Genomic DNA, 21,729 nt, shown 5'->3' on the forward strand with positions numbered 1-21,729 from the left:
AAATACACCCAAATTTTATGTTGCAACGAGTATTGCTAATTGGATTGATGGGCTGGAGTTTGTTGGGCAGTTCAGCCCCAGCCATGGCGCAAAAGGTCCAGTCAGCACCATTTAGTTATTTGCCCGAGCAGGGATCTGACCGCTATGACATGCGGGTACCCCGCAAAACCTTGCCCTTAGCCGATGGCTCCGGCTTCGTTATCCTGGCTCACCAAAACGCTGGTGGCTACGCCGTGGAGCGCTACGATACTCAGCTCAAAAAACAGTGGAGCACTACCATCCCCGTCACGCCTGGCGAAACACTCGAAGCGTTTGGCCATGGCCCGCAGCAGGCATTGGTGGTGCTACACCACAAAGATGAGAGCGGGCAAAACCTGAGCGTGATAGCCGTAAACATGCAAAGTGGCCAAAAAAGCGCCACCAAAGTAGTAATGACGGCCCTAGCCCGCGACCGGCGGCCGGGAGTATCCATCTCGCCGGATGGCTCCCGGCTGCTGGCTTTCCGCTATTTCACCCGGGAGCAACAGGTAAAGAGCATTGCAGCTACGCTATTTGACCAAAACCTGGGGCAACTGGAGCAGAAAACGTATGATTTTCGCGACTTGGGCGATTTTTTCTCGCCCGCCGTCCATGTAGCCAACGATGGTACACAATACGTTACGTTAGTTAGCGATGGCATGAAAAAGTTGACTGTGCGCCGCTATCCGACTGGTAAGTATACGGAGATAAAGGTATTGGGGGTGCCAGTAGGCGGCACATTCGGGGGCAAGCCCGTCACCATCCGTGATGCCAAGTTCTCGGTACTGAATGATGGCAGCCTGTACGCTGCTGCCTTATGCGCTGACTACAAGACCGGCGAATACTACAGCCTGAAAGTGGTGAAATATGATTTCAGCGGCGCCGGAGACATGAAATTTTCGCCGGAGTTTCGCTTCACACCGGCTTACCTGACTGAGGTGGGTAAGGCCAGCGGAGCAGACATTAAACGCCTTGAGGATGTGTATCTGGCAGACTTATTACTGACTGCGGATAAGCAGCTGGTCGTAATCGCTGAAAAGCATTTTGAAGAAGGTGGTAGCGAGTCGCCGGTGCACGCACGCGAATTGCATGTATTCGGCTACAACGAATTCGGTCAGCCAACCTGGCACAACATTGTAGCCAAAAACCAGGTAGCGCCGGCCGTGGACGCTTACACGGGCATTGGCTTTCGGGCTGCGGTATTCGGCAATACCGTGCAGTTGCTGACACTGGAAAGTATTAACAAAAAATCAGACCTCTACCTGCGCCGTATCAATGCCCAAACCGGCGTGGTAGGGCCACCCGAGCGCCTGAAACTGAACGTGGCCGACGACCAGCAACTGGCCTATGTAAAAGACTTTACTGCTTGGCTGGGCGAGAAAACCATCATCGGCGTGAGCCGACCAAACAAGAAGTCGTCGGCCTTGCAGCTGGAAAAGATTGTGGTGAAGTAATCTCCAGCAACTATCTCCATCATTAACAAAAAGGCCGCTCCTGATCAGAAGCGGCCTTTTTATTGTAGTCTAGGTGGCAGGGCTACTCAACTACCAATCGTTGGCTGGTAGCTTTCCCACTGGTCAGTACGCGCAACGTGTAGAGGCCGGGGGCTACCCCCGACAGGTCTAAGTCAACATGGGTTTCGCCATCCATCGTCAAAGGCACGGTCTGGGTCCGTACCTGCTTGCCTCCGGTGTTCAGGAGCACGAGTTGGGCTTGGGCCGCACCCCGTACGGCAGGTAGTACAAGTCCTGTAGTTTGATGAGCTGGGTTAGGAAATATGCTCACCGGACCCACACCTTGGTTGGAGTTACCATTCCCTATGCTACGCCGGGTGCTAAAAGTCAGGGTTGTGTCGGGGTTGGCAGTAGGCGTACCATTAGCACTGCACGTGCTGAATACCCGAACGATGTATGTGCGGCCGGGTACTAATCTTGGCAGTACAATAGGCGTCGTGGTCGACGAAGTGTAACGAGCAGAATCGCCGCGAGCAGACCAGCTAACGAAGAAGGCCGTGTTGCCCACTCCCGGGGTGAAGCTGACAACGGCCGTTGAGTCGTTGGTCGCCCTTATTCTCACACTGGCTACTCTACCGCAGATGCTGGCCGCTGTAGTAGTGAAGGAGCCACGGGCAATGGCCGTAGAGTCACGATTGGTGCAAATAGTGATGATTTCCACAAGGTAACTAGTGCTCGGACGCAGACCGGTGAACGTTACGGGCGAGCCCGTGGCCGTTTTGGTCTGGACAGCCCTGCTGCCCACTGCGTAATATCGGAGCCGGTAGCTCGCAACCCCTGCTACTGGCGTGAAGCTCAAAGTAGCCGTAGTGGCAGTAGCGGCCACAGTGCGAATGTTGCGAACGGGCCCACAGGTAGTATTGGCAGTGGGTGGAGTAGTAAAAGTGGTGCTGGCTGCGGCCGACGAGCCATTTGCACAGTTGGTAACAACGGTAACTACATAGCTACGGCCCGGTATTAAACGGCCGGAGAATCTCGCCAATGAATCTCTGGTGGTCACGGTTTGCACGCTGGCGGTGTCGCCAGCTATCCGAATTTGAATCGTATAGCTCAAGGCTCCCGCTACTGGCATAAAGCCGACCAGGGTAGCGGCAGCAGTACGCGTAACCGAGATTCTGGCAACAGTGCCGCAGGACACCACGCTACGGCCGCTGGTTTGGAACCTAACCCAGGGCGAAGAATTTCTGGTGCTGTCGATGCAGTTGCTCACTACCGATACCCGATAGGAAGTCCGCGCCCGCAAGCCAGTGATTCTAACGGAGGAAGTCCGTGTGTTGATGCTGATAATGCCCGCCGCTGTAGAGTCGCCAATTAAAGAGTAGCGCACAATATAGCTAACAGTGGAATCGGCGGGGGTAAAGCTCACTACGGCGGTAGTATCCGTAATGCTGGTCACGCGCACGTTGGTAGGGGCCGCACAGGTTTGGGCTTGGGCTTGGGCGCTAGGAGTCGGCCAGCTCAACGCCGCCACTAGCAAGGTTAGAAGTAGGGTTAGGTTTTTCATGAACGGCAAAAAAGTGGAAAGTGAAGGAAATAAAACCCGGCGCATCCGCCGTGCTTTCCAGCAGACCAGTCAAGGCAGCGAAAGGCTTCTCTGGCTTCTCTTTTTTCACTGCTCAATCTTCATCCTCCCCAAAGCGTGGTTATCGGACCAGACCGGTTTGATATTGAAACAAAAAAAGGCCGCTCCTGAAGCAGGAGCTGCCTTTTTTGTCTTAAACGAGATGTTTAGAAAACGTACTCGTTGGCTTCAATTACCACGGCGGCGATGCGGCGGCGGGCATCCCGCACGTTCAGCAACTCCGACTTGGTGAAGCGCTTGAGGCCCATGGTCAGCAGGCGCTGCTCATCGCCTTCGCTCATGCTACCGATGGCGTCTTTGCCGGCTTTCTCTACTATATCTACCGTATCGGCAAGATATACGCGGGCGATGTCGGCTTGCACGGCCAGAGCTTCTGCACCTTTGGCGGCGGCTTCTTTTTCCACGCGCAGCAGCGTGCTTTCGGCTACGTACACTTTGATGGCCATGTCGGCGATGTTCATCAACAACTCCTGCTCTTTGGCGAGGGTGGCAGCGTACTTCTGCACGGCCGAGCCAGCAACCATCAGAATAGCCTTTTTCAGGTTAGCAATGGTCTTGAACTCCTTGCTGAACAAGCCGGTTTCTTCGTCCTGGCTCATGCTCGGGATACTCATTAACTCCTGTTGCACGGCCTGGGCAGGGCCCATCAGGTCGATTTCACCTTTCAGGCCCTTCTTCAAAATCATGTCCACGGCCAGCAGACGGTTGATTTCGTTGGTACCTTCAAAAATACGGTTGATGCGTGAATCGCGGTAGTTGCGGTCCATCGGGTAATCGGCTGAGAAGCCGTAGCCACCGTAAATCTGCACGCCTTCGTCCACCACGTAGTCGAGCACTTCCGAGCCCTCTACTTTCAGGATGGCACACTCCACAGCAAACTCGCGGGCGGCACCCAGCAGAGCTTCGTTGGCACCTTTGCCTTCGGCCATCAGTTGCTGCTCCATGCGATAGATATCGGAACCGGCGCGGTAAATGGCCGACTCTACGGTGTAGAGGCGGATAGCCTGCTGCGCGATTTTGTAGCGGATGGCTCCAAACTTGGCAATCGGCAGTTTGAACTGTACTCGCTCGTTAGCGTATTTCACGCTTTGCGTGGCGGCCATTTTGGCGGCCCCCAGGCAAGCAGCAGCCAGCTTGATGCGCCCGATATTCAGCACGTTGAAGGCAATGAGGTGGCCTTTACCAATCTCACCCAATACATTCTCCTTCGGCACTTGGCAGTCGGACAAGAACACCTGACGGGTGCTGCTGCCCTTGATGCCCATCTTGTGCTCCTCATTGCCAAGGCTCAAGCCGGGCGTGGATTTCTCCACAATAAAGCCGGTGAACTTGTCCCCGTCAATCTGAGCAAACACGATGAACACATCGGCAAAGCCGCCGTTGGTAATCCACATTTTCTGGCCGTTCAGCACGTAGTGAGTGCCTTCGGCGTTGAGAATAGCTTTGGTTTTCGCGCCCAAGGCATCGGAACCGGAGCCGGGCTCGGTGAGACAGTACGCACCCATCAGTTCGCCGCTGGTCAGGCCGGGCAGGTATTTGGCTTTCTGCTCATCGTTGCCAAAGTACAGGATAGGCAATAGAGCGATACCCGTGTGCGCCGCAAACGCCACTGGAAACGAGTGGCCGCCACCCACGCCCTCGGTCACGCGCAACGCCGTGGGGAAGTCCATATCAAGCCCACCGAACTGCTCGGGCACACTTACCCCGAACAGACCCAGTTGGCCTGCCTTCTCCATCAGGCCGCGCATGAGGCCTTCCTCGTGGTTGTCGAGGCGCTCCAGTAGCGGTTCTACTTCCGCGTCTACAAAGTCCAGACAGGTCTGGTGCATGTAGTTCTGCTCTTCGGTAAAATCAGCCGGCGTGAAGACGTCTTGTGCGTCAGTCGGCTTGATGATGAATTCACCGCCCTTAAGGGGCGCTTTCTGCGTTACTTCCATGACGGTTGAGGTGGGGTTTAAGATTAAAAGTGTTAGGCACGCCTACTATTTTGAGAAACAACGGGCCAAACGATTTAGTGTTGCAAGATAAGAAAAAATGTTAGGCGTGCCGAGTATTTAATGAAATAAAAACCTCTTTAGCAGAGGTTTTTATTTCGTCCCTATTGAGGGGAAAGACATCGCTGTATTCAGCGAATAATAGTGGTCGGACAAAGCCCTTTGAGCAATTCATCCGACCACTTCGTCATTATTTCAGCAGTTCATAGATACCAGCTACGCCCTGGCCGCCGCCCACGCAGGCGGTAACCATGCCGTACTTCTTGCCGCGTTCACGCAGCTCGTCGAACAGCTGGATGCTGAGCTTGGCGCCGGAGCAGCCGAGCGGGTGACCGAGGGCGATGGCGCCGCCGTTCACGTTCAGCTTCTCGGGGTCGATGCCCAGCTCCCGCACCACGGCTAGGCTCTGCGAGGCGAAGGCTTCGTTCAGCTCAATCAGGTCGATATCGTCCAGCTTCAGGCCAGCTTGCTTGAGAGCTTTCGGCACAGCTTTAATGGGGCCCATGCCCATGATGCGCGGGTCCACGCCTTCGGAGGCGTAGTTTACCATGCGGGCAATGGGTTCGAGGTTCAGCTCCTTCACCATGCGCTCCGACATTACGAGCACGAAGGCCGCACCGTCCGAAGTTTGGGAGGAGTTGCCGGCCGTGACGGTGCCGTTGGCGGCAAATACGGGGCGCAGCTTGGCGAGGGCCTCTACTGAGGTATCGGCGCGAGGACCTTCATCGGTATCCACCACGTAGGAGCGATTTTTCTTCTTGCCAGTGGCTTGGTCCACGTAGGTTTCCTCTACCGTTACGGGCACGATGCTCTTCTGGAACTTGCCTCCTTGCACAGCCTTGATTGCCTTCTGGTGCGAGTGGTAGGAGAATTCGTCCTGGTCCTGACGGCTGATGTTGTAGTCCTTGGCAACGGCTTCGGCGGTGAGGCCCATGCCCATATAATAGTCCGGATGTTGCATGGCCAGCTGATAGTTGGGCACGGTTTTCCAGCCTACGGTGGGCACCATGCTCATGCTTTCGGTGCCGCCCGCGATAATGCAATCGGCCATACCGGCCGTGATTTTACCCACGGCCATGGCAATGGTTTCCACGCCGGAGCCGCAGTAGCGGTTCACGATGAGACCGGGCACGTTGATGGGCAGGGCCAGCAACGAAATCAGACGGCCCATTTGCAGGCCTTGTTCGGCTTCGGGCACGGCATTCCCCACAATAACGTCATCAATACGAGTAGGGTCGAGGGCGGGCACCTGGGCCACAAGATGCTTGATAACCGTAGCCGCGAGGTCGTCGGGACGGGTGAAGCGGAAGACGCCACGGGGGGCTTTGCCCACTGCCGTGCGGTAACCGCCAACGATATATGCAGTTTGAGTCATGACTCTTTTGATTTTAATGAGTTAGTTACGCAGCGGCTTGCCGGTGGTGAGAATCGACTGAATCCGTTCCAGCGTTTTGCGCTCGCCGCAGAGACTGAGGAAGGTTTCACGCTCCAGGTCCAGCAGGTATTGCTCGCTCACTTCGGTGGGCGACGACAGGTCACCGCCGCACATCACGTAGGCCAGCTTGTCCGCAATAAGCTGGTCGTGCGTCGAGATGTAGTTGCCTTGCTGCATGGCGTAAACGCCGGTTTTGAACATGGCCAGGGCGCCTTTGCCGTGGACTTTGATGTTGGTCTTTTGCGTGGGCTGCGTGTAGCCGGCATCGGCCAACTCCAACGCGGCGGCTTTGGCGGCAGCAATTACGCGGTTGCTGTTCACCACAATTTCATCGCCCCGACGCAGGAAACCCAGGTCGATGGCTTCAGCGGCGGAAGTTGAAACTTTGGCCGTGCTGATGGTCATGTAGGTATTGCGCAGCAGGTTGAACTCCGGTTCACCTTCCTCGTACTTCGCGGCGGTGCGCAAGGTCATTTCCTTGGTGCCGCCCCCGCCCGGAATCAGGCCGACGCCGAATTCTACCAGGCCGATATAGCTCTCCGCCGCGGCCACCACGCGGTCGCAGTGCAGGTTTAGTTCGCAGCCACCGCCCAGCGTGAGGCCGTGCGGCGCACCCACCACCGGAATGCTGCTGTAGCGCATGCGCATCATGGCGTTCTGGAATTGCTGAATCATCAGGTTCAATTCGTCAAACTCCTGCTCCAGCGCCTGCATATACACCAGTCCGAGGTTGGCACCAGCCGAGAAATTGGGACCATCGTTGCCCACCACGAGGCCGCGATAGCCTTTCTCGGCCATGTCTACCCCACGCAACAATCCTTCGATAACATCGGTGCCCAGCGAATTCATCTTCGAGTGGAATTCCACGTTCAGAATGCCATCACCGAGGTCAACGACCGAGGCGCCGGCGTTCTTCCACAGCACTTTGCCGCTCGCCCGCAGGCTGTCGAGAATGATGAAGTTCTCCACACCCGGAATAGCCTGGTAGCTCTTCGACTCGATGTCGTAAAACTGCCGGATGCCCGAAGCATCCACCTTATAGAAACTCTGATTGCCCGCAGCCAACATTTCTTCCACCCACGGCGCTATGGTGCGACCAGCGGCTTTGGCCAAGTCGATACCGGCCTGCACGCCCAGCGCGTCCCAGGTTTCGAACGGTCCCAGTTCCCAGCCGAAACCCGCCCGGAGCGCGTCGTCAATCTTATAAAGCTCATCCGAGATTTCGGGCACCCGGTTGCTCACGTAGGCGAAGAGGCTGCCAAAGCTCAGGCGGTAAAATTCGCCAGCCTTGTCCTTGCCCGCTACCAGTACCTTGAAGCGGTCAGCCAGCTTGTCGATGGTTTTGGTCATCTCCAGCGTTGCGAATTTTACCTTCTGGCTGGGCTTATATTCCAGCGTATTGAGGTCGAGGGCGTGTATTTCGGACTTGCCGCCCTCCCCTTTCACCTTCTTGTAGAAGCCCTGACCGGTTTTGTCGCCCAGCCACTTGTTCTCGCCCATTTTCTTCACGAAATCGGGCAGCACGAACACGTCTTTGGCTTCGTCGTTGGGCAGACCTTGGGCGAGGCCATTAGCCACGTTGATGGTCGTATCCAAGCCTACCACGTCGGAAGTGCGCAGCGTGGCCGATTTGGCGTGACCAATTACCGGGCCCGTCAGCTTATCGGTTTCCTCCACGGTCAGGTCTAGCTTCTGCATGGTCTGCATGGCGTCGAGCAGGGCAAATACACCCACCCGGTTGGCGATGAAGCCCGGCGTATCCTTCGCCAAAACAACGGTTTTGCCCAGGTACAGGTCGCCATAGTGCAACAGAAAGTCCAGCACGGCCGCATCGGTATCCGGCGTTGGAATGATTTCCAACAGCTTCAGGTAGCGGGGTGGATTGAAGAAGTGCGTGCCCGCAAAATGCTTCTTGAAATCAGCGGAGCGGCCCTCGGCCAGCAGGTGAATCGGGATGCCCGAGGTATTGCTCGTAATGAGCGTGCCGGGCTTGCGGAACTGCTCCACCCGCTCGTAGATGCTTTTTTTGATGTCGAGTCGTTCTACTACGACCTCAATCGTCCAGTCGCAGCTGGCAATATCTTTGAGGTTATCGTCGAAATTACCAGTTTTGATGCGGCTGGCGTCGGCCTTACGATAAAGCGGCGACGGGTTGGCCACGATTGCGGCCTGCAAAGCGGCATTCACAATGCGGTTGCGCACGGCCGGAGCATCGAGATTCAGGCCTTTTTTCTCTTCATCGGGCAATAATTCTTTGGGCGCGATATCGAGCAGCAGCACCTGCACGCCGATGTTGGCGAAATGGCAAGCAATGCGCGAGCCCATGACGCCGGAACCCAGCACGGCAACTTTCTTGATGGTTCGGTTCATCCTCTGTCGGGAAAAAGGTGAAGTGGGGAAAGGGAGTTAGTAATTATAGCTAAGCTTGCAGTCTACGCCGTTGTTTCGGTGCGTAAGGGCTTCAAAATGAAGTCTTCGAATAAGGTTTTGCCTTCAATCATGCCCGTAATCTGAGCCGCTACTTTGAAGAAAACGTCGAGTTGGCTTTGGGGGATTTTCTCCCGCATTTTCAGGTTGAAGTGCCGCACAGTCTGGCGCGAGATTTCTTTCTTCTCCAGCCCAACCGGTGTCAGGAAGATGCGCACCGAGCGTTTATCTACCGAATCGGCCTGCTTGTAAATCAGGCCTTTTTCTTCCATGCTCCGCAAAATGCGGGTAAGACTGCGGGTTTCGAGGCCCAGCAGCGGCGCGATTTTAGTAGCTGGCGTACCCTTCTCCTGGTCTATGTTCAACAACACGAAGCCGATGCTGGTCGTAATGTCGTTCTGCGCCGCCTGGGTGTTGTACATCCGCGAAATAGCGTGCCAGGCTACTTTGATATTGTAATCGACGGTTTCTTCAGGTTTCATGGGCGGGATGTAAGTGCGGTAAACTTACGAAGAATTTGTTAGGCTTGCATAACAGTTAACATAATCTTTTCGTGTCAGGCATGGCGTCATTACGAGAAATATAATGGGTGGCTCGTCATTAGAATCGGTTAGTACTCTCTGACATCATACCTCCATTCAACCCAATGCAACAAGCCCCGGCTCTGCTCAGAACCGGGGCTTGTTGCATCCAATTTAGTCGATAATAGGAGGGCGCTTGATGCGTGGAATGCCAGGTGACAGTTCCACACAATGCACGTACTACTTACGAGTACAATTCCTCGATTATGCGCTTATTCTTCTCCGCAATAATCTTGCGCTTCACCTTCATGGTGGGCGTCATTTCGCCACTTTCCACGGTCCAGAGCTCGGGTAGCAGCACAATGCGCTTGACCTGCTCCCACTGCGCGAAGCTTTGATTATACTTCTTCACCAAACCTTCGTAAAGCTCCACCACCTTCTCGTTTTTGATGAGTTGCTCGTTCGGAGCATCGGGCACACCGTTGCGCTTGCACCAGCCCTTGAGGTCAGCGAAGGAGGGAATGACGAGGGCAGAAGGAAATTTCTGGTCGGCTCCCACTACCATGGCCTGCTCAATAAGTGGGTCCTCTCTCAGCTTGCCTTCAATAACTTGGGGGGCAATGTACTTGCCACCCGATGTCTTGAACATCTCCTTTTTGCGGTCGGTGATTTTGAGGAACCTGCCGTTTACCAACTCGCCGATGTCGCCGGTGTGGAACCAGCCATCCTTATCAAATACTTCGGCTGTGAGCTCGGGCTTGTTGTAGTAGCCTTTCATCACGGATGCTGACCTGGTCAGGATTTCGCCGTCGGGAGCAATCTGCACTTCCACCTTGTCGATGAGTGGACCTACGGTGCCAATCATGTTGTTTTCCGCTTCGTAGCCACCCACAGCAATTACAGGTGAGGTTTCCGTCAGGCCGTAGCCTTCCATCACCCGGATTCCAGCTGCCCAAAACACGCGCGCCAAACGCGGCTGCAATGCTCCCCCGCCCGATACGATGCAACGCAGATTGCCGCCTAGTGCCTCACGCCACTTGTTGAAAATGATTTTGTTAGCCAGCGCCAATTGAGTATTGTACAAAAAGCCGTGGTCTTTTTGGGTGTCGTACTTTAAGCCCAACTCCAAAGCCCAGAAAAACAGACTTTTCTTGATTCCTTCCTGTTCGTGGCCCTTAGCGACGATTTTATCATACACCTTTTCCAGCAGGCGCGGTACAGTAGTGAAAATCTGGGGTTTTACTTCGCGCAAATTTTCAGCGATGACCTCCATGCTCTCGGCATAGTAAATGCTAACGCTGTTTATCATGTATAAATAGGTCACCATGCGCTCAAAAATGTGGCATAGCGGCAGAAAACTCAATGCTTTATCATTATTCGTAACGGGCACGAAGCGTTGCGAGCTACGGCAGTTGCTCAAGATATTATCGTGAGTGAGCATCACGCCCTTGGGGCTGCCGGTGGTGCCGCTGGTATAAATGAGAGTGAGTAAATCATCGGGGCTCACTGCCGCCTTTAGTATTTCCAGGTCAGCAGGATTACCTTTTTTTCCCAATTCCAGCAACTCACTGAAGTGGCGGGCGCCGTCAAGTTTATCGAAGGTGAAGATGTTTTCGGTCGGGATGCTGAGGCCGACTGTGGCTTCTTTTACCTTGTCGAGGAGCTTTCGGTCGGCCACAAACACGGCCCGCACGCCGGCATCAGTGAAAATATATTTGTAATCCTCTACCGTAATGCTTGGGTACATGGGCACGCTGGTAGCACCGATTTGGGAGATGCCAAAGTCGGCCAGCATCCACTCGGGACGGTTCATGCTGATGATGGCCACTTTGTCGCCGTGTTTCAGGCCGAGCGCCACCAAGCCCAGACTGACGAGATTGGCCTCGTCCTGCAATTGCTGCGTGCTTTTGGGGGTCCACTGGCCATCAATTTTGGCGGCGAGGGCATCGTTTTTAGGTGCAGTTGCTAACTGATGGGGTAGGATATCGAAGGCGCGACGAACGTCCATGGGTGGAGTGGATAAAGCGTAACCGGTGAAATTCAGGTTAAATAAAGAGCTTTTTTTCGGGCCATGCCACATCGGGCTGAGCCCGACAGTAGTGATGTTACTACGGACAAAAACCAAATGAGTAGCAAAAACGGTCAAAACCGCCGGAAATACGGCCTTTTCCTGCGTAATTTTGGGCGCTTGCCTTTCCGCTTATAATGAACCTGGCTCTGTTTTTTGACCCGCTGCCGGAAACGCTGACCGAAGCTGTACCTGCGCCTACTACGCTCGCCGCCTACGCCACCCGCTTCACCGAAACCTTCCCTGACTGGCGCGCCGCCGACCTGGCCATCATCGGGCTGGACGAATGGCGCGGCAGCGCCGCCGGCCCGCCCAACCCCCGCCGACACGGGGCCAATGAAGTACGCCAGCGCTTTTATCAGCTACAAAAAGGGTCTGGCCTGATACGGCTGGTCGACCTTGGCAATCTGCGTCCCGGCCTTACGCTGGAGGATACATACCAGCGCCTGCGCGAAATAGTCGGAGCACTGCTGGAAGAAAATACGGTGCCCATCCTGCTGGGCGGCAGCCACGACCTCGACTACGGTCAGTTTCTGGCCTACGAAGCGCAGGACCGCGCCATCAACTTCGCGGTGGTAGACTCGCGGCCCGACATGGCCGAACCCGGCCACGGCACGGCTCCTGAAGAAAGCCACCTCCGCCGCCAGCTGGTGCACGAGCCGAACTTCGTGTTCAGCTTGGCCCACCTCGGCCACCAGCAGTACCTAACGCCACCCGAGGTACTGGTGGCCCTCGAAAAGCTGCATTTCGAAACCATGAGTGTGGGCGAAGTCCGGGGCGACCGGCGCCAGGCCGAGCCGCTGGTACGACAGGCCGATTTCATAAGCATCGACATTGCGGCCCTGCGCTGGCAGGATGCGCCCGGCTACTACCCCGCCAACCCTTTCGGCCTGGGAAATGAGGAAGCCACGCAACTGTGCTGGTACGCGGGTCATAATGAACAACTCAGCTCCTTTGGCATTTACGGCTACCGGGCCGACATCGACCCGAATGGCTTGGCCGCGGCTACTTTAGCCACCATGCTATGGTACTTCGTGGAAGGTTTTTACCACCGCCGCCCCGAAACGGGCTTTGGCACTTTCCGCTTTCTTACTTACACGGTGGTGCTACCGGGCAACCCAGACAAGCTGGTGTTCTATAAATCGCGGCGTGCCGACAAGTGGTGGATGGAAGTAGAACGCCTGGGAGATAATGCGGTGAAGCGCATCGTTCCCTGCACGTACGAAGATTATATGAACGCCTCGCAAGGCGACTTGCCCCAACGCTGGATTCGCCTGCAAGCCCTGATAGGATAATTCCCAATGAGTGACGCGCCTGCCCTGCCCTCCTACACTCGTAACCAACTGGCCTTGCGCAACGGCCAAGACCGTGATGAAATCTGGGTGGCCTATCTAGGGAAGATTTACGACGTCAGTCGGTCGCGACTGTGGCGGCGGGGTAACCATTACGAGCACTGGGCCGGCCAGGACCTGACCGCTGAGCTTGACAAAGACGCACCACATACAGCCAACGTATTTGATAATTTTCCCGTCATCGGCTTGTTGAACTGATTTTCCCATATGACCACTGAATCTCCCTCCGAGTACAACCACCTCGAAACATTCTCCACTGGCGACCTCCTGGCGGGGATGAATCAGCTCGACCACACAGTGCCCCAGACGGTAGCGAAGGCCTTGCCGCAGATTGAGCAGTTGGTCGAGGCCATTGTGGCGCGGCTGCGGGATGGGGGGCGGTTGTTCTACATCGGGGCAGGAACCAGCGGACGGCTGGGCGTAGTGGATGCCTCAGAGTGCCCACCCACGTTCGGCGTGCCGGCGGAGCTGGTGGTCGGCATTATCGCGGGCGGCGATACGGCTATTCGGCAAGCCGTAGAGGGCGCAGAAGATGACGCCGAACAGGCTTGGATTGACCTATTGGCTTATGATATCAATGCCAAAGATGTATTGGTGGGCATCGCAGCCTCGGGCCGCACACCATATGTTATCGGTGGGCTGCAACGGGCGCGGGCTGCGGGCCTGGCTACGGGCTGCGTGGTGTGCAACGCCGGCTCGGCCGTGGCAGCCGCAGCCGAATTTCCGGTGGAAGTGGTAACCGGACCGGAATTCGTGACGGGTAGCACGCGCCTCAAGGCGGGCACGGCGCAAAAGTTAGTACTCAATATGCTCACCACGGCCACTTTTATTCGCTTGGGCCACGTGCAGGGCAATAAAATGGTAGACATGCAACTCTCCAATATCAAATTGGTGGAGCGCGGCGAACGGATGCTGATGGACGAGCTTAGCATAGGAGAAGCCGAAGCCGCGCAGTTGCTGAAGCAATACGGCAGCGTGCGGGCTGCATTAGGCAGCCGTGCTAGCTGAAGCAGAAAGTCGATGAGCATTTGTGATAATCAGAGCGCACCTTCTTGCGAGGTATGCCTCTATCTATAACTGCCCCAAAGACCACTCTGAAGATTTGGCCATTACCAATTAAATAGAGCCGTTTCGCAAAGCCACACCGGATGTTTGCCAAGACCCAATTCAAGCCAGTCGCTTCTCGTAGCAGAAAAAGCGCAGACCCGGCCGGATGGCCAAGTTAATTTCACCCGCGAACCGATAGCCCAGCTTTGGAAAGAGCCGCTGAGTGGCCAGGTTTTCCGAGTTGGTATCAACTCGCAACGATTTAAGACCCTGGTTAGCAGCCAGTGTTTCCGCCTGCTGGAGCAGCGCTGCGGCCAGTCCATGACCTTGGGCGGCAGGGTCTACCGCCAGTCGGTGCGTGACGAGTGCTGGCTCAGCAGGGTCCCAGTCAGCTTGGGCATACTCGGGGTCTTGGTCGTTGTGCGTGAGGGCGGCTACCGCGGCTACATTCCCGGCCAGCTCCGCTACCCAAAGATGCTGCCGGGCAATATCCTGCCGGAACACTTGCTCATTCGGATAATCCGGCGCCCACTGATAGTTACCGCTGGCCCGCATCAGCGGCACCACCTGGCCGATGAGGTTCAGGATGGCCGGCAGGTCGGCAGCGGTGGCACGGCGGATGACAGGGAAGGAAGACATAGTTTGTTCGGTGAAGGTGATATCGAAATTGCTGCCGCTGCAATGCGGCCCGCGATACCAGGAGCCACAGGATATTGGCTGGCGCTGGCTGGTATCATAGTTTGAGCAAAAGTATTGGTCTGACTGATGCTGGGAAATGCTATTTTCGCTGCAATCAACTCGATTTTTACATCAATGCACCTACATCAGCTCCGTTACTTCCTGCGCTTGGCCGATAAGCTACACTTCTGGCAAACGGCCGAAGACTTGAGTATCACCCAGTCAGTACTGAGTCGCCATATTAAGAGCCTGGAAAATGAGTTAGGATTCCAGCTGTTTGAGCGTAACCAGCGCAATGTTCGTCTCACCGCCGCTGGCGAACTACTGCGGACCGAGTGGCTGCGGCTGCTGGATGAGTTGGAAGCCGTTCATCGCCATGCCCGACAGGTGAGTACTGGTGAAGTCGGCAGCTTGCGCATTGGTCACATTGGCTCAGCAGCGTACGCTTGGCTGCCCCAGCTGCTGGCAAGCTTTGCGGTCCGCTACCCGCTTGTGCAAACTGAATTGATTGAAACAATGGCTTCCGACCCAGAGCAGCGTCTGCTAACCTACCAGGTAGATGTGGGATTTTGGCGCGCCGGCACGCAATGCAGCACTCCGTTCAAGAGCCGTTTTTTCGGAGCCTTTAGCCTTGGTCGTGCCCGAGTCCCACCCGATACAAGCCGAAACATTCGGCTCCTTGGCCGATGTGCGTGATGAATCTTTCGTGCTACCCTCCCTGAATACCGATGTGCCCTACATCCAGGAATTACGCCATCTTTTTGAACAGTACGGCTACCAACCGCACCTTACCATCACGTCCGACTTTGGGGCTACTATTCTCAATCTGGTAGCCGCGGGCCTGGGTCTTTCGGTACTCCCTATATCCTACGCCAGCAGCCCGTTGCGAGGCCTACGGTTTATTGAATTACCCCACGCTTCGCCGGTGTTTATGATGTGGCGTCGCGACGACACGTCGGCAGCATTACAACGACTACTGGCCGAAGCATACGAGTTAAGTAACATTTCTTAAAGGTAAATTCTACCCCAGCTTGAACGAAATGGGCGTAGCCGCGTTTTCAGGATGGCCTGCTCCCGTTGCTTCCTAACTATGCACACCATCGAACCCCATTACAACTGGATTGAACAGTACTCGGCATCTGAAGACCCGCGCTCACCGCTATTCGAAGCCGAAAACAGCCTTGAGGCCTATACCAACACCATCTATGGCTACTACATTCACCCGCAATGGGACAGCCTGGGGTCGGATACACTCTTCTTCAAGATTTTATTTGCTGATTACGAGGATGGCGTGGCCGTGCTCGAATTCATCGGGGAGTGGAACGACGCCATCGAAAACGACATCATGGAGCTCAAGCGCAACATCATCGACGTGTTGGTGCATGAGGGGATTCGCAAGTTCATTTTGGTGGGCGAAAACGTGTTCAATTTTCACGGCTCCGATGACGACTATTACGAAGAGTGGTACGAAGATGTGGAAGACGGCTGGATTGCGGGGGTAAATTTCCAGGAGCACGTGCAACGCGAGATGCACCAATACAACGTCGACAATTACATCAATTTCGGTGGCCAACTCGACGACTTGCCATGGCGCACCTACGAGCCACGCCGCCTGTTCGAAGTGGTAGACGGGCTGTTGAACCGTCGCTTGGGCGCGCCCGAAACCGCGCTATAGCCAAATCCAATAATAAGAAAGCCTCTCCGGCAGCGGAGAGGCTTTCTTATTATTGAGGATTAAGAATTACTTCTTAACTTCTTCAGCAGGAGTTTCGGTAGCAGGAGCCATTTTGTCAGCACCATCTTCCATTTTATCTGAGCTAGCATCGGCCGAGTCACGAACGGCATCCGCCTTTTCTTCCATGGCATCAGCTTTGGCTTCGCCGTTAGCTTCTACATTTTCAGCAGCTTGCTCGGTAGCCTCTTCTTTCTTGCTTTCACAAGCGGTGAATGAGAATGAAGCGGCGGCCAGGGCGAGGAACAATACTTTTTTCATCTTGGAATTGATCTAAAAACGTGGGACTTAAGATTTTGTAGTAACCTCTGAAGCACCGTACGAGATAGGCTTCAAATTCGGGACTTTATACCCGAGCTTATAGAAGGTAACCCACCATTTCTAAGATTCATGAAGAACTCACAGTATAGTCCTTTTCCTTGCACACTGCCGTGAGCTACTTTTTGCGGAACACAATGCCGATGGGAACGCCTGTAAAGTCGAAGTGTTGCCGCATCCGGTTTTCCAGGTAGCGAGTATAGTTCTCCTTCACGTACTGCGGGAGGTTGCAGAAAAAGGCAAACACCGGATTGTGCGTGGGTAGTTGGGTCGCGTACTTGATGCGAACCATCTTGCCCTTCACGGCCGGCGGACCATAGTTCTCAATCTCCTTCAGCATCACATCGTTGAGCTGCGAAGTTGGAATTTTGCGCCGCTTGTTCGCGTACACTTCAATGGCCGTTTCGATGGCCTTGTGCACCCGCTGCTTGTTCAGCACCGAGATAAAGATGACAGGCGGATACGCAATGGGCGCAATCTTCTCCATAATCTTCGCCTCGAACTCCTTGGCGGTGTTGGTCTGCTTATCCTCCACCAAGTCCCACTTATTCACCAGGATGACAATACCTTTGCGGTTCTTGTCGGCCAAGGTGATAATGTTCACATCCTGCGCCTCAATGCCGCGGCTGGCGTCGAGCATCACGATGCAGACGTCACACTCTTCCAGGGCACGCAGGCTGCGCATGTTGGCATAAAACTCGATGTCTTCCGTCACTTTAGCCTTGCGGCGCAATCCGGCCGTGTCCACCAAAATGAACTCGTTGCCAAAAGCATTGTAACGCGCCGAAATAGAATCCCGCGTGGTGCCGGCAATGTCAGTCACAATGCTGCGGTCTTCGCCCAGCAGCAGGTTCACTAGGCTGGACTTACCCACGTTGGGACGGCCCACCACGGCAATGCGAGGAATTTCCGACTCGGGCTCCTCCACCCCAGGGTCCTCGAAGTGGCCCACCACGGCGTCGAGCAATTCGCCGGTGCCGTGGCCGTTCTGGCTGCTGATGGCATATATTTCACCGTCGCCCAAGCCCAGAGAGTAGAACTCGCCGGTGCCATGAGCACGCAGGTTAGTATCAGCCTTGTTAGCCACCAGGTAAATTGGCTTCTTACCCATGTAGCGGCGCAGCACGGCGGCAAACTCCTCGTCGAGGCCATGCACGCCAGCTTCGGCATCCACCATGAACAGGACAACATCGGCCTCCTCAATGGCCAGCTTTACCTGCTTGTTGATTTCTCCTTCAAAAATGTCTTCCGAATTGTGCACGTAGCCACCAGTGTCGATGACAGTGAAGTTCTTCCCTATCCAGTCGCCGTAGCCGTAGTGCCGGTCGCGGGTTACGCCGCTCTCGTTGTCCATAATGGCCTTGCGTTGGCCCACAAGGCGGTTGAATAGCGTGGATTTGCCCACATTGGGCCGCCCCACGATGGCGATGGTATTTTGCTTCGACATGACATGTGCCCCAGCCGCCGACCCGACCTAGATTCGGCAGTGCCCGGGGTGTGTTAGTTTAAAATGGTCGGAATGTAGAATGCAGCCTTCGCTGCGTTAGTCGTCAGAACAGTGAGCAGCACACAGCCCCACTGCGTCAATTATTAACAATCATAAACGCAGCAGAGGCTGCGTTCTATTGATACCCGAAGCGGCTTAGTGCTTTGGGGTCAGTGCGCCAGTTTTCGTTCACCTTCACATGTAGCTCCAAGAACACTTTTTTCAGGAAAAACTTCTCCATTTCCTCGCGGGCCCAGGTGCCTACTTTCTTCAACGCCTCGCCGCCTTGGCCGATAATGATGCCCTTCTGGCTGCTGCGCTCCACGTAGATAATGCCACGGATGCGAATAATGGTTTCCTCTTCTTTAAATTCCTCAATGACAACTTCGCAGCTGTAGGGAATTTCCTTTTTGTAGAGCTTGAAAATTTTCTCGCGCACCATTTCGGCAGCGAAGAACCGCTCGGGCTTGTCGGTCAGCTCGTCTTTGGGATAATATTCCGGGTGGATGGGCAGGCGTTCGAGCACCATTTGTAGCACCCGCTCGGTACCGAAGGCATTGAGGGCCGAGATGGGCAGCACTTCGGTGGCGTTGGGCAATTGTTCTCTCCAATAGGCCAATTTTGCTTCTACTTCGGTTTGGTCGGCTTGGTCAATTTTGTTGACGAGGAGAATGATGGGTGTGTCCACCATCTTGCGCAAGCGCTCTACCACGGGCTCTTCATCGTGCTTCTCGTAGATATCGGTGACGAAAAGTATCACATCGGCGTCTTCCAGCGACGAATACACGAACGACATCATGGCGTTGTGCAGCTCGTATTTGGGCTGAATGATGCCGGGCGTATCGGAATAAATCAGCTGAAAATCCTCACCGTTGAGAATGCCCAGAATGCGGTGCCGGGTGGTTTGGGCCTTGCTGGTGACGATGCTGAGCCGCTCGCCCACCAGTGCATTCATCAGCGTGGACTTGCCCACGTTGGGCTTGCCAATGATGCTCACGAAGCCGGCACGGTGGGGTTTAGTTTCGGGATTCACGATGGATGGGTTTGATAATCAGGGGCGCAAAGGTACGGGATTTGAAGGGCAAAAGCTAGCTCCGCGCCGAATTGCTAGGCTGTCGAGGTACTGGGCAGCTCATCGTCCTCTTCGTTTCTAATAAATTGGCGTCGCCTGAAAATAAGTACTTTGGTGCATTGCCAACGGCTATTTACAACAGGCTATCCCATGAGGAAACGGACAACGTTGCAACTGGCGTTGGGACAGTTGACACGCTGGCATGTCACCAAGGTTAAAACCATGGTGAGAAGCGGCTGTTTGATAAGCTCATTTATTCGCGTGATGACTGTTCTCGCTTTTTCGGGCAGCCCCCGGCCCGGTTCCGCCATTGGTCACTTGCTACGGGCTGCCGCGGCCGTAGCACCGGCCGGGGTTCAGTTTTCGTTTTTCGAGAGCTTATTGAGCTTGCCCCTCTTCAGCCCCGACCAAGACCGCCTGGGAGCGGTGCCGCCCGCGACCGTAACCGCTCTGCGCAGTCAGCTACAAGCTGCCGATGCCGTGCTCATTGCCACGCCCGAATACGCATATGGCATGCCCGGCAGTTTGAAAAACCCCTTGGACTGGCTGGTATCCAGCGGCAGCTTCTATGGTAAGCCGACGGCCGTACTCAGTGCCTCGCCCTCGGAGGCGGGGGCCGAGAAAGCGCACGCTGGCCTGCTGCTGACCCTCACGGCGCTAGGAGCGGCAGTGGTGCGTACGGCATCGTTTCCGGTGCCGTTTGTCCGCGCCAAGCTCGACGTGGCGGGTGTGGTAACTGATGCGGCCTTCGCGGCGCAGCTTGGGGCGGCAATGAACGCCTTGGTGGCCACCGTTGCCACACCTGTTTCTTAATTTGATTTGTTGCTTCGGACCTTTGCCCCAATGAATTCTTCTGCTTCCGCCATTCCCAGCCGCCGCACCGGCGTCTTACTCGTTAACCTCGGCACACCCGATTCTCCCCAAACTTCGGACGTACGCCGCTACCTCAACGAATTTCTCACCGACGTGCGGGTGATTGACAATCTACCGACCGTTGTGCATTACCCGCTGTTTCAGGGCATTGTAGTGCCTTTGCGCGCTCCGAAATCAGCCAAAGTGTATCAGCAGCTCTGGACCGAGCGAGGCTCTCCCCTGCTCTTTCATGGGCTCGATTTGCAGCAAAAAGTGCAGGCCGAGTTGGGCGCCGATTATGTAGTGGCTTTCGGAATGCGCTACCAGAACCCCAGCATCGCCAAGGCATTGGAAGAATTGCGTGAGGCGGCGGTAGACCGGATTATCGTGCTACCACTGTTTCCGCAATACGCGGCGGCGAGCACCGGTTCGGTGCAGGAAAAGGTAATGGAGATTGTGAGTAAGTGGTGGATAGTGCCCAGTATCAGCTTCATCAGCGCTTTTTCGGACGACCCCGGTTTTATTGGCACCATCGTAGCACTGGGCAAGCGAGAGATGGCAAAGCACCACTACGACCACGTGGTGTTTAGCTACCACGGCATCCCGGAACGGCATATTACCAAAGGCAGTTACCACAACTATTGTCAGTTTGGGAGTTGCTGCGACACGCTGAACGAGAAAAACCGCTACTGCTATCGCGCACAGTGCTTCGATACATCGCGCCGCGTGGCAGAGGGCCTGGGCCTCACGCCTGACCAATACACGGTATCATTCCAAAGCCGCCTCGGCCGCGACCCGTGGCTGAAACCCTACACCGACATTGCCCTGAAAGACTTCCCCGCTAAGGGCATTAAAAACGTGCTGGCCTTCAGCCCTGCTTTCGTCGCTGACTGCCTGGAAACCACCATTGAAGTCGGCGACGAGTTCAAGGAGCTATTTGAGGAAGCCGGCGGTGAGCACTGGCAATTGGTGCCCTCGCTGAACTCAGAGCCGCAGTGGGTAGACGCCGTGGTGGCAATGATTCGGCGGAACTAAGATATCAGTTTCGCGAGCGGGAGCACCTCACCCTGGCCCCCGCTCCCACGGAGAGGGGAGCCGAATGCCTTGGAAAGGGTTTCTGAATCTACGGTAGGCGGGAGCTTACATAGCGCATTAGAGAGCTGGCCGACGACGGTAAAATGCATTTGCGTCGTGCGCTGGGCTACCATAAAAGTCGCCATCGGGCACGGGTTCTAAGCCCAGTGCCCGCATCATGGCCGTTTCGTACTCGCGGGTAATCTGGATTTCGTGGTAGGGCGGGTAGCTCAGCACCGTTTCGGCGTTGAGCGCGGGCACGAATACGTTGTCGCCTTCAGTATCGAGCGAAGCCACGCCGATGGGCAGCAGGATGTGGTTTTCGTATTTGCTGATTTGAAACCGAGAATCCAATTCCACGTCGAGGTAGCGCACTTTCAGCGCTTCGGGCTCTACAATCAGCTCGTGTACGATGCCCAAGGTTTGGCCGTCGCCTCCACGTAAGGTCCAGCCTCGCACGTCGGGGTTGCCGTCAGCAACTTCAAAATCGGTTAGGTCGCGTAAGCGGCGCAGCACAGGAGTTTCCATTGATGACGATTAAGTATTAGGGCTGATTGGG

The 21,729-nt window shown here is 55.4% G+C and carries 20 protein-coding genes; 9 read left to right on the forward strand and 11 right to left on the reverse strand.

Annotated elements, in window-relative coordinates; all coding sequences use genetic code 11:
• Positions 1-119: 119 nt before the first annotated feature.
• On the forward strand, positions 120-1,472 hold the full coding sequence (locus tag WX88_RS13130) for a hypothetical protein (RefSeq protein WP_231590696.1): 1,353 nt from the start codon (positions 120-122) through the stop codon (positions 1,470-1,472).
• A gap of 82 nt (positions 1,473-1,554) precedes the next feature.
• On the opposite strand, the gene WX88_RS13135 is transcribed toward WX88_RS13130, so the two are convergent.
• From WX88_RS13135 to WX88_RS13160, 6 genes are all read right to left on the reverse strand, one after another.
• Positions 1,555-3,036, reverse strand: a complete 1,482-nt coding sequence (locus WX88_RS13135; protein ID WP_197076781.1) for a fibronectin type III domain-containing protein — start codon at positions 3,034-3,036, stop codon at positions 1,555-1,557.
• 224 nt (positions 3,037-3,260) lie between these two features.
• On the reverse strand, positions 3,261-5,051 hold the full coding sequence (locus WX88_RS13140) for an acyl-CoA dehydrogenase family protein (protein WP_046244846.1): 1,791 nt from the start codon (positions 5,049-5,051) through the stop codon (positions 3,261-3,263).
• Between the two features lie 247 nt (positions 5,052-5,298).
• On the reverse strand, positions 5,299-6,483 hold the full coding sequence (locus WX88_RS13145; RefSeq protein WP_046244847.1) for an acetyl-CoA C-acyltransferase: 1,185 nt from the start codon (positions 6,481-6,483) through the stop codon (positions 5,299-5,301).
• 21 nt (positions 6,484-6,504) lie between these two features.
• The gene (locus tag WX88_RS13150; protein ID WP_046244848.1) at positions 6,505-8,913 is read right to left on the reverse strand and encodes a 3-hydroxyacyl-CoA dehydrogenase/enoyl-CoA hydratase family protein; all 2,409 of its coding nucleotides are present in this window, start codon (positions 8,911-8,913) and stop codon (positions 6,505-6,507) included.
• 62 nt (positions 8,914-8,975) lie between these two features.
• Positions 8,976-9,452: a MarR family winged helix-turn-helix transcriptional regulator gene (locus WX88_RS13155; protein WP_046244849.1), complete on the reverse strand. Its 477-nt coding sequence runs from the start codon at positions 9,450-9,452 to the stop codon at positions 8,976-8,978.
• Positions 9,453-9,735: 283 nt separating this feature from the next.
• A complete protein-coding gene (locus WX88_RS13160) occupies positions 9,736-11,499 on the reverse strand; it encodes an AMP-dependent synthetase/ligase (RefSeq protein WP_046244850.1) in 1,764 nt (587 codons plus the stop codon).
• Positions 11,500-11,696: 197 nt separating this feature from the next.
• Between WX88_RS13160 and WX88_RS13165 the strand changes: the two genes are divergently transcribed.
• Genes WX88_RS13165 through murQ form a run of 3 tightly spaced genes read left to right on the forward strand, consistent with a single transcriptional unit; the run spans position 11,697 to position 13,919 of the window.
• Positions 11,697-12,854, forward strand: coding sequence for an arginase family protein (locus tag WX88_RS13165; RefSeq protein WP_046244851.1), 1,158 nt, complete (start codon positions 11,697-11,699; stop codon positions 12,852-12,854).
• A 6-nt stretch (positions 12,855-12,860) separates the two neighbouring features.
• Positions 12,861-13,109 (forward strand): cytochrome b5 domain-containing protein, encoded by a 249-nt coding sequence (locus WX88_RS13170; RefSeq protein ID WP_046244852.1) that lies wholly within the window; start codon positions 12,861-12,863, stop codon positions 13,107-13,109.
• Positions 13,110-13,118: 9 nt separating this feature from the next.
• Positions 13,119-13,919: an N-acetylmuramic acid 6-phosphate etherase gene (murQ, locus tag WX88_RS13175; protein ID WP_046244853.1), complete on the forward strand. Its 801-nt coding sequence runs from the start codon at positions 13,119-13,121 to the stop codon at positions 13,917-13,919.
• 159 nt (positions 13,920-14,078) lie between these two features.
• Here murQ and WX88_RS13180 read toward each other — a convergent pair whose 3' ends face one another.
• Complete coding sequence (locus WX88_RS13180) at positions 14,079-14,597, reverse strand: GNAT family N-acetyltransferase (protein WP_046244854.1); 519 nt, start codon at positions 14,595-14,597, stop codon at positions 14,079-14,081.
• Positions 14,598-14,771: 174 nt separating this feature from the next.
• Here WX88_RS13180 and WX88_RS31790 point away from each other — a divergent pair, with 174 nt between their 5' ends.
• From WX88_RS31790 to WX88_RS13190, 3 genes are all read left to right on the forward strand, one after another.
• On the forward strand, positions 14,772-15,332 hold the full coding sequence (locus WX88_RS31790; protein ID WP_052732661.1) for a LysR family transcriptional regulator: 561 nt from the start codon (positions 14,772-14,774) through the stop codon (positions 15,330-15,332).
• Positions 15,274-15,648: a LysR substrate-binding domain-containing protein gene (locus tag WX88_RS31795; RefSeq protein WP_262489840.1), complete on the forward strand. Its 375-nt coding sequence runs from the start codon at positions 15,274-15,276 to the stop codon at positions 15,646-15,648. Before WX88_RS31790 ends, WX88_RS31795 begins: the two co-directional genes overlap by 59 nt.
• Positions 15,649-15,726: 78 nt before the next feature.
• Positions 15,727-16,311 (forward strand): hypothetical protein, encoded by a 585-nt coding sequence (locus WX88_RS13190; RefSeq protein WP_046244855.1) that lies wholly within the window; start codon positions 15,727-15,729, stop codon positions 16,309-16,311.
• A gap of 66 nt (positions 16,312-16,377) precedes the next feature.
• Here WX88_RS13190 and WX88_RS13195 read toward each other — a convergent pair whose 3' ends face one another.
• The 3 genes from WX88_RS13195 to era form a co-directional block, all read right to left on the reverse strand.
• Positions 16,378-16,629, reverse strand: coding sequence for a hypothetical protein (locus tag WX88_RS13195; protein ID WP_046244856.1), 252 nt, complete (start codon positions 16,627-16,629; stop codon positions 16,378-16,380).
• A gap of 175 nt (positions 16,630-16,804) precedes the next feature.
• A complete protein-coding gene (gene der, locus WX88_RS13200) occupies positions 16,805-18,133 on the reverse strand; it encodes a ribosome biogenesis GTPase Der (protein WP_046244857.1) in 1,329 nt (442 codons plus the stop codon).
• Positions 18,134-18,308: 175 nt separating this feature from the next.
• A complete protein-coding gene (gene era / locus WX88_RS13205) occupies positions 18,309-19,205 on the reverse strand; it encodes a GTPase Era (RefSeq protein WP_046244858.1) in 897 nt (298 codons plus the stop codon).
• A gap of 303 nt (positions 19,206-19,508) precedes the next feature.
• On the opposite strand from era, the gene WX88_RS13210 reads away from it, so the two are divergent.
• Together WX88_RS13210 and hemH are read left to right on the forward strand one after the other, a co-directional pair.
• Positions 19,509-20,057: an NADPH-dependent FMN reductase gene (locus WX88_RS13210; protein ID WP_046244859.1), complete on the forward strand. Its 549-nt coding sequence runs from the start codon at positions 19,509-19,511 to the stop codon at positions 20,055-20,057.
• Between the two features lie 30 nt (positions 20,058-20,087).
• Positions 20,088-21,131 (forward strand): ferrochelatase, encoded by a 1,044-nt coding sequence (hemH, locus tag WX88_RS13215; protein ID WP_046244860.1) that lies wholly within the window; start codon positions 20,088-20,090, stop codon positions 21,129-21,131.
• A 117-nt stretch (positions 21,132-21,248) separates the two neighbouring features.
• Here hemH and WX88_RS27650 read toward each other — a convergent pair whose 3' ends face one another.
• Positions 21,249-21,698, reverse strand: a complete 450-nt coding sequence (locus tag WX88_RS27650; protein WP_052732663.1) for a PRC-barrel domain-containing protein — start codon at positions 21,696-21,698, stop codon at positions 21,249-21,251.
• Positions 21,699-21,729 lie beyond the last annotated feature (31 nt).

The sequence above is a fragment of the Hymenobacter terrenus genome (assembly GCF_000972495.1).
GTDB lineage: Bacteria > Bacteroidota > Bacteroidia > Cytophagales > Hymenobacteraceae > Hymenobacter > Hymenobacter terrenus.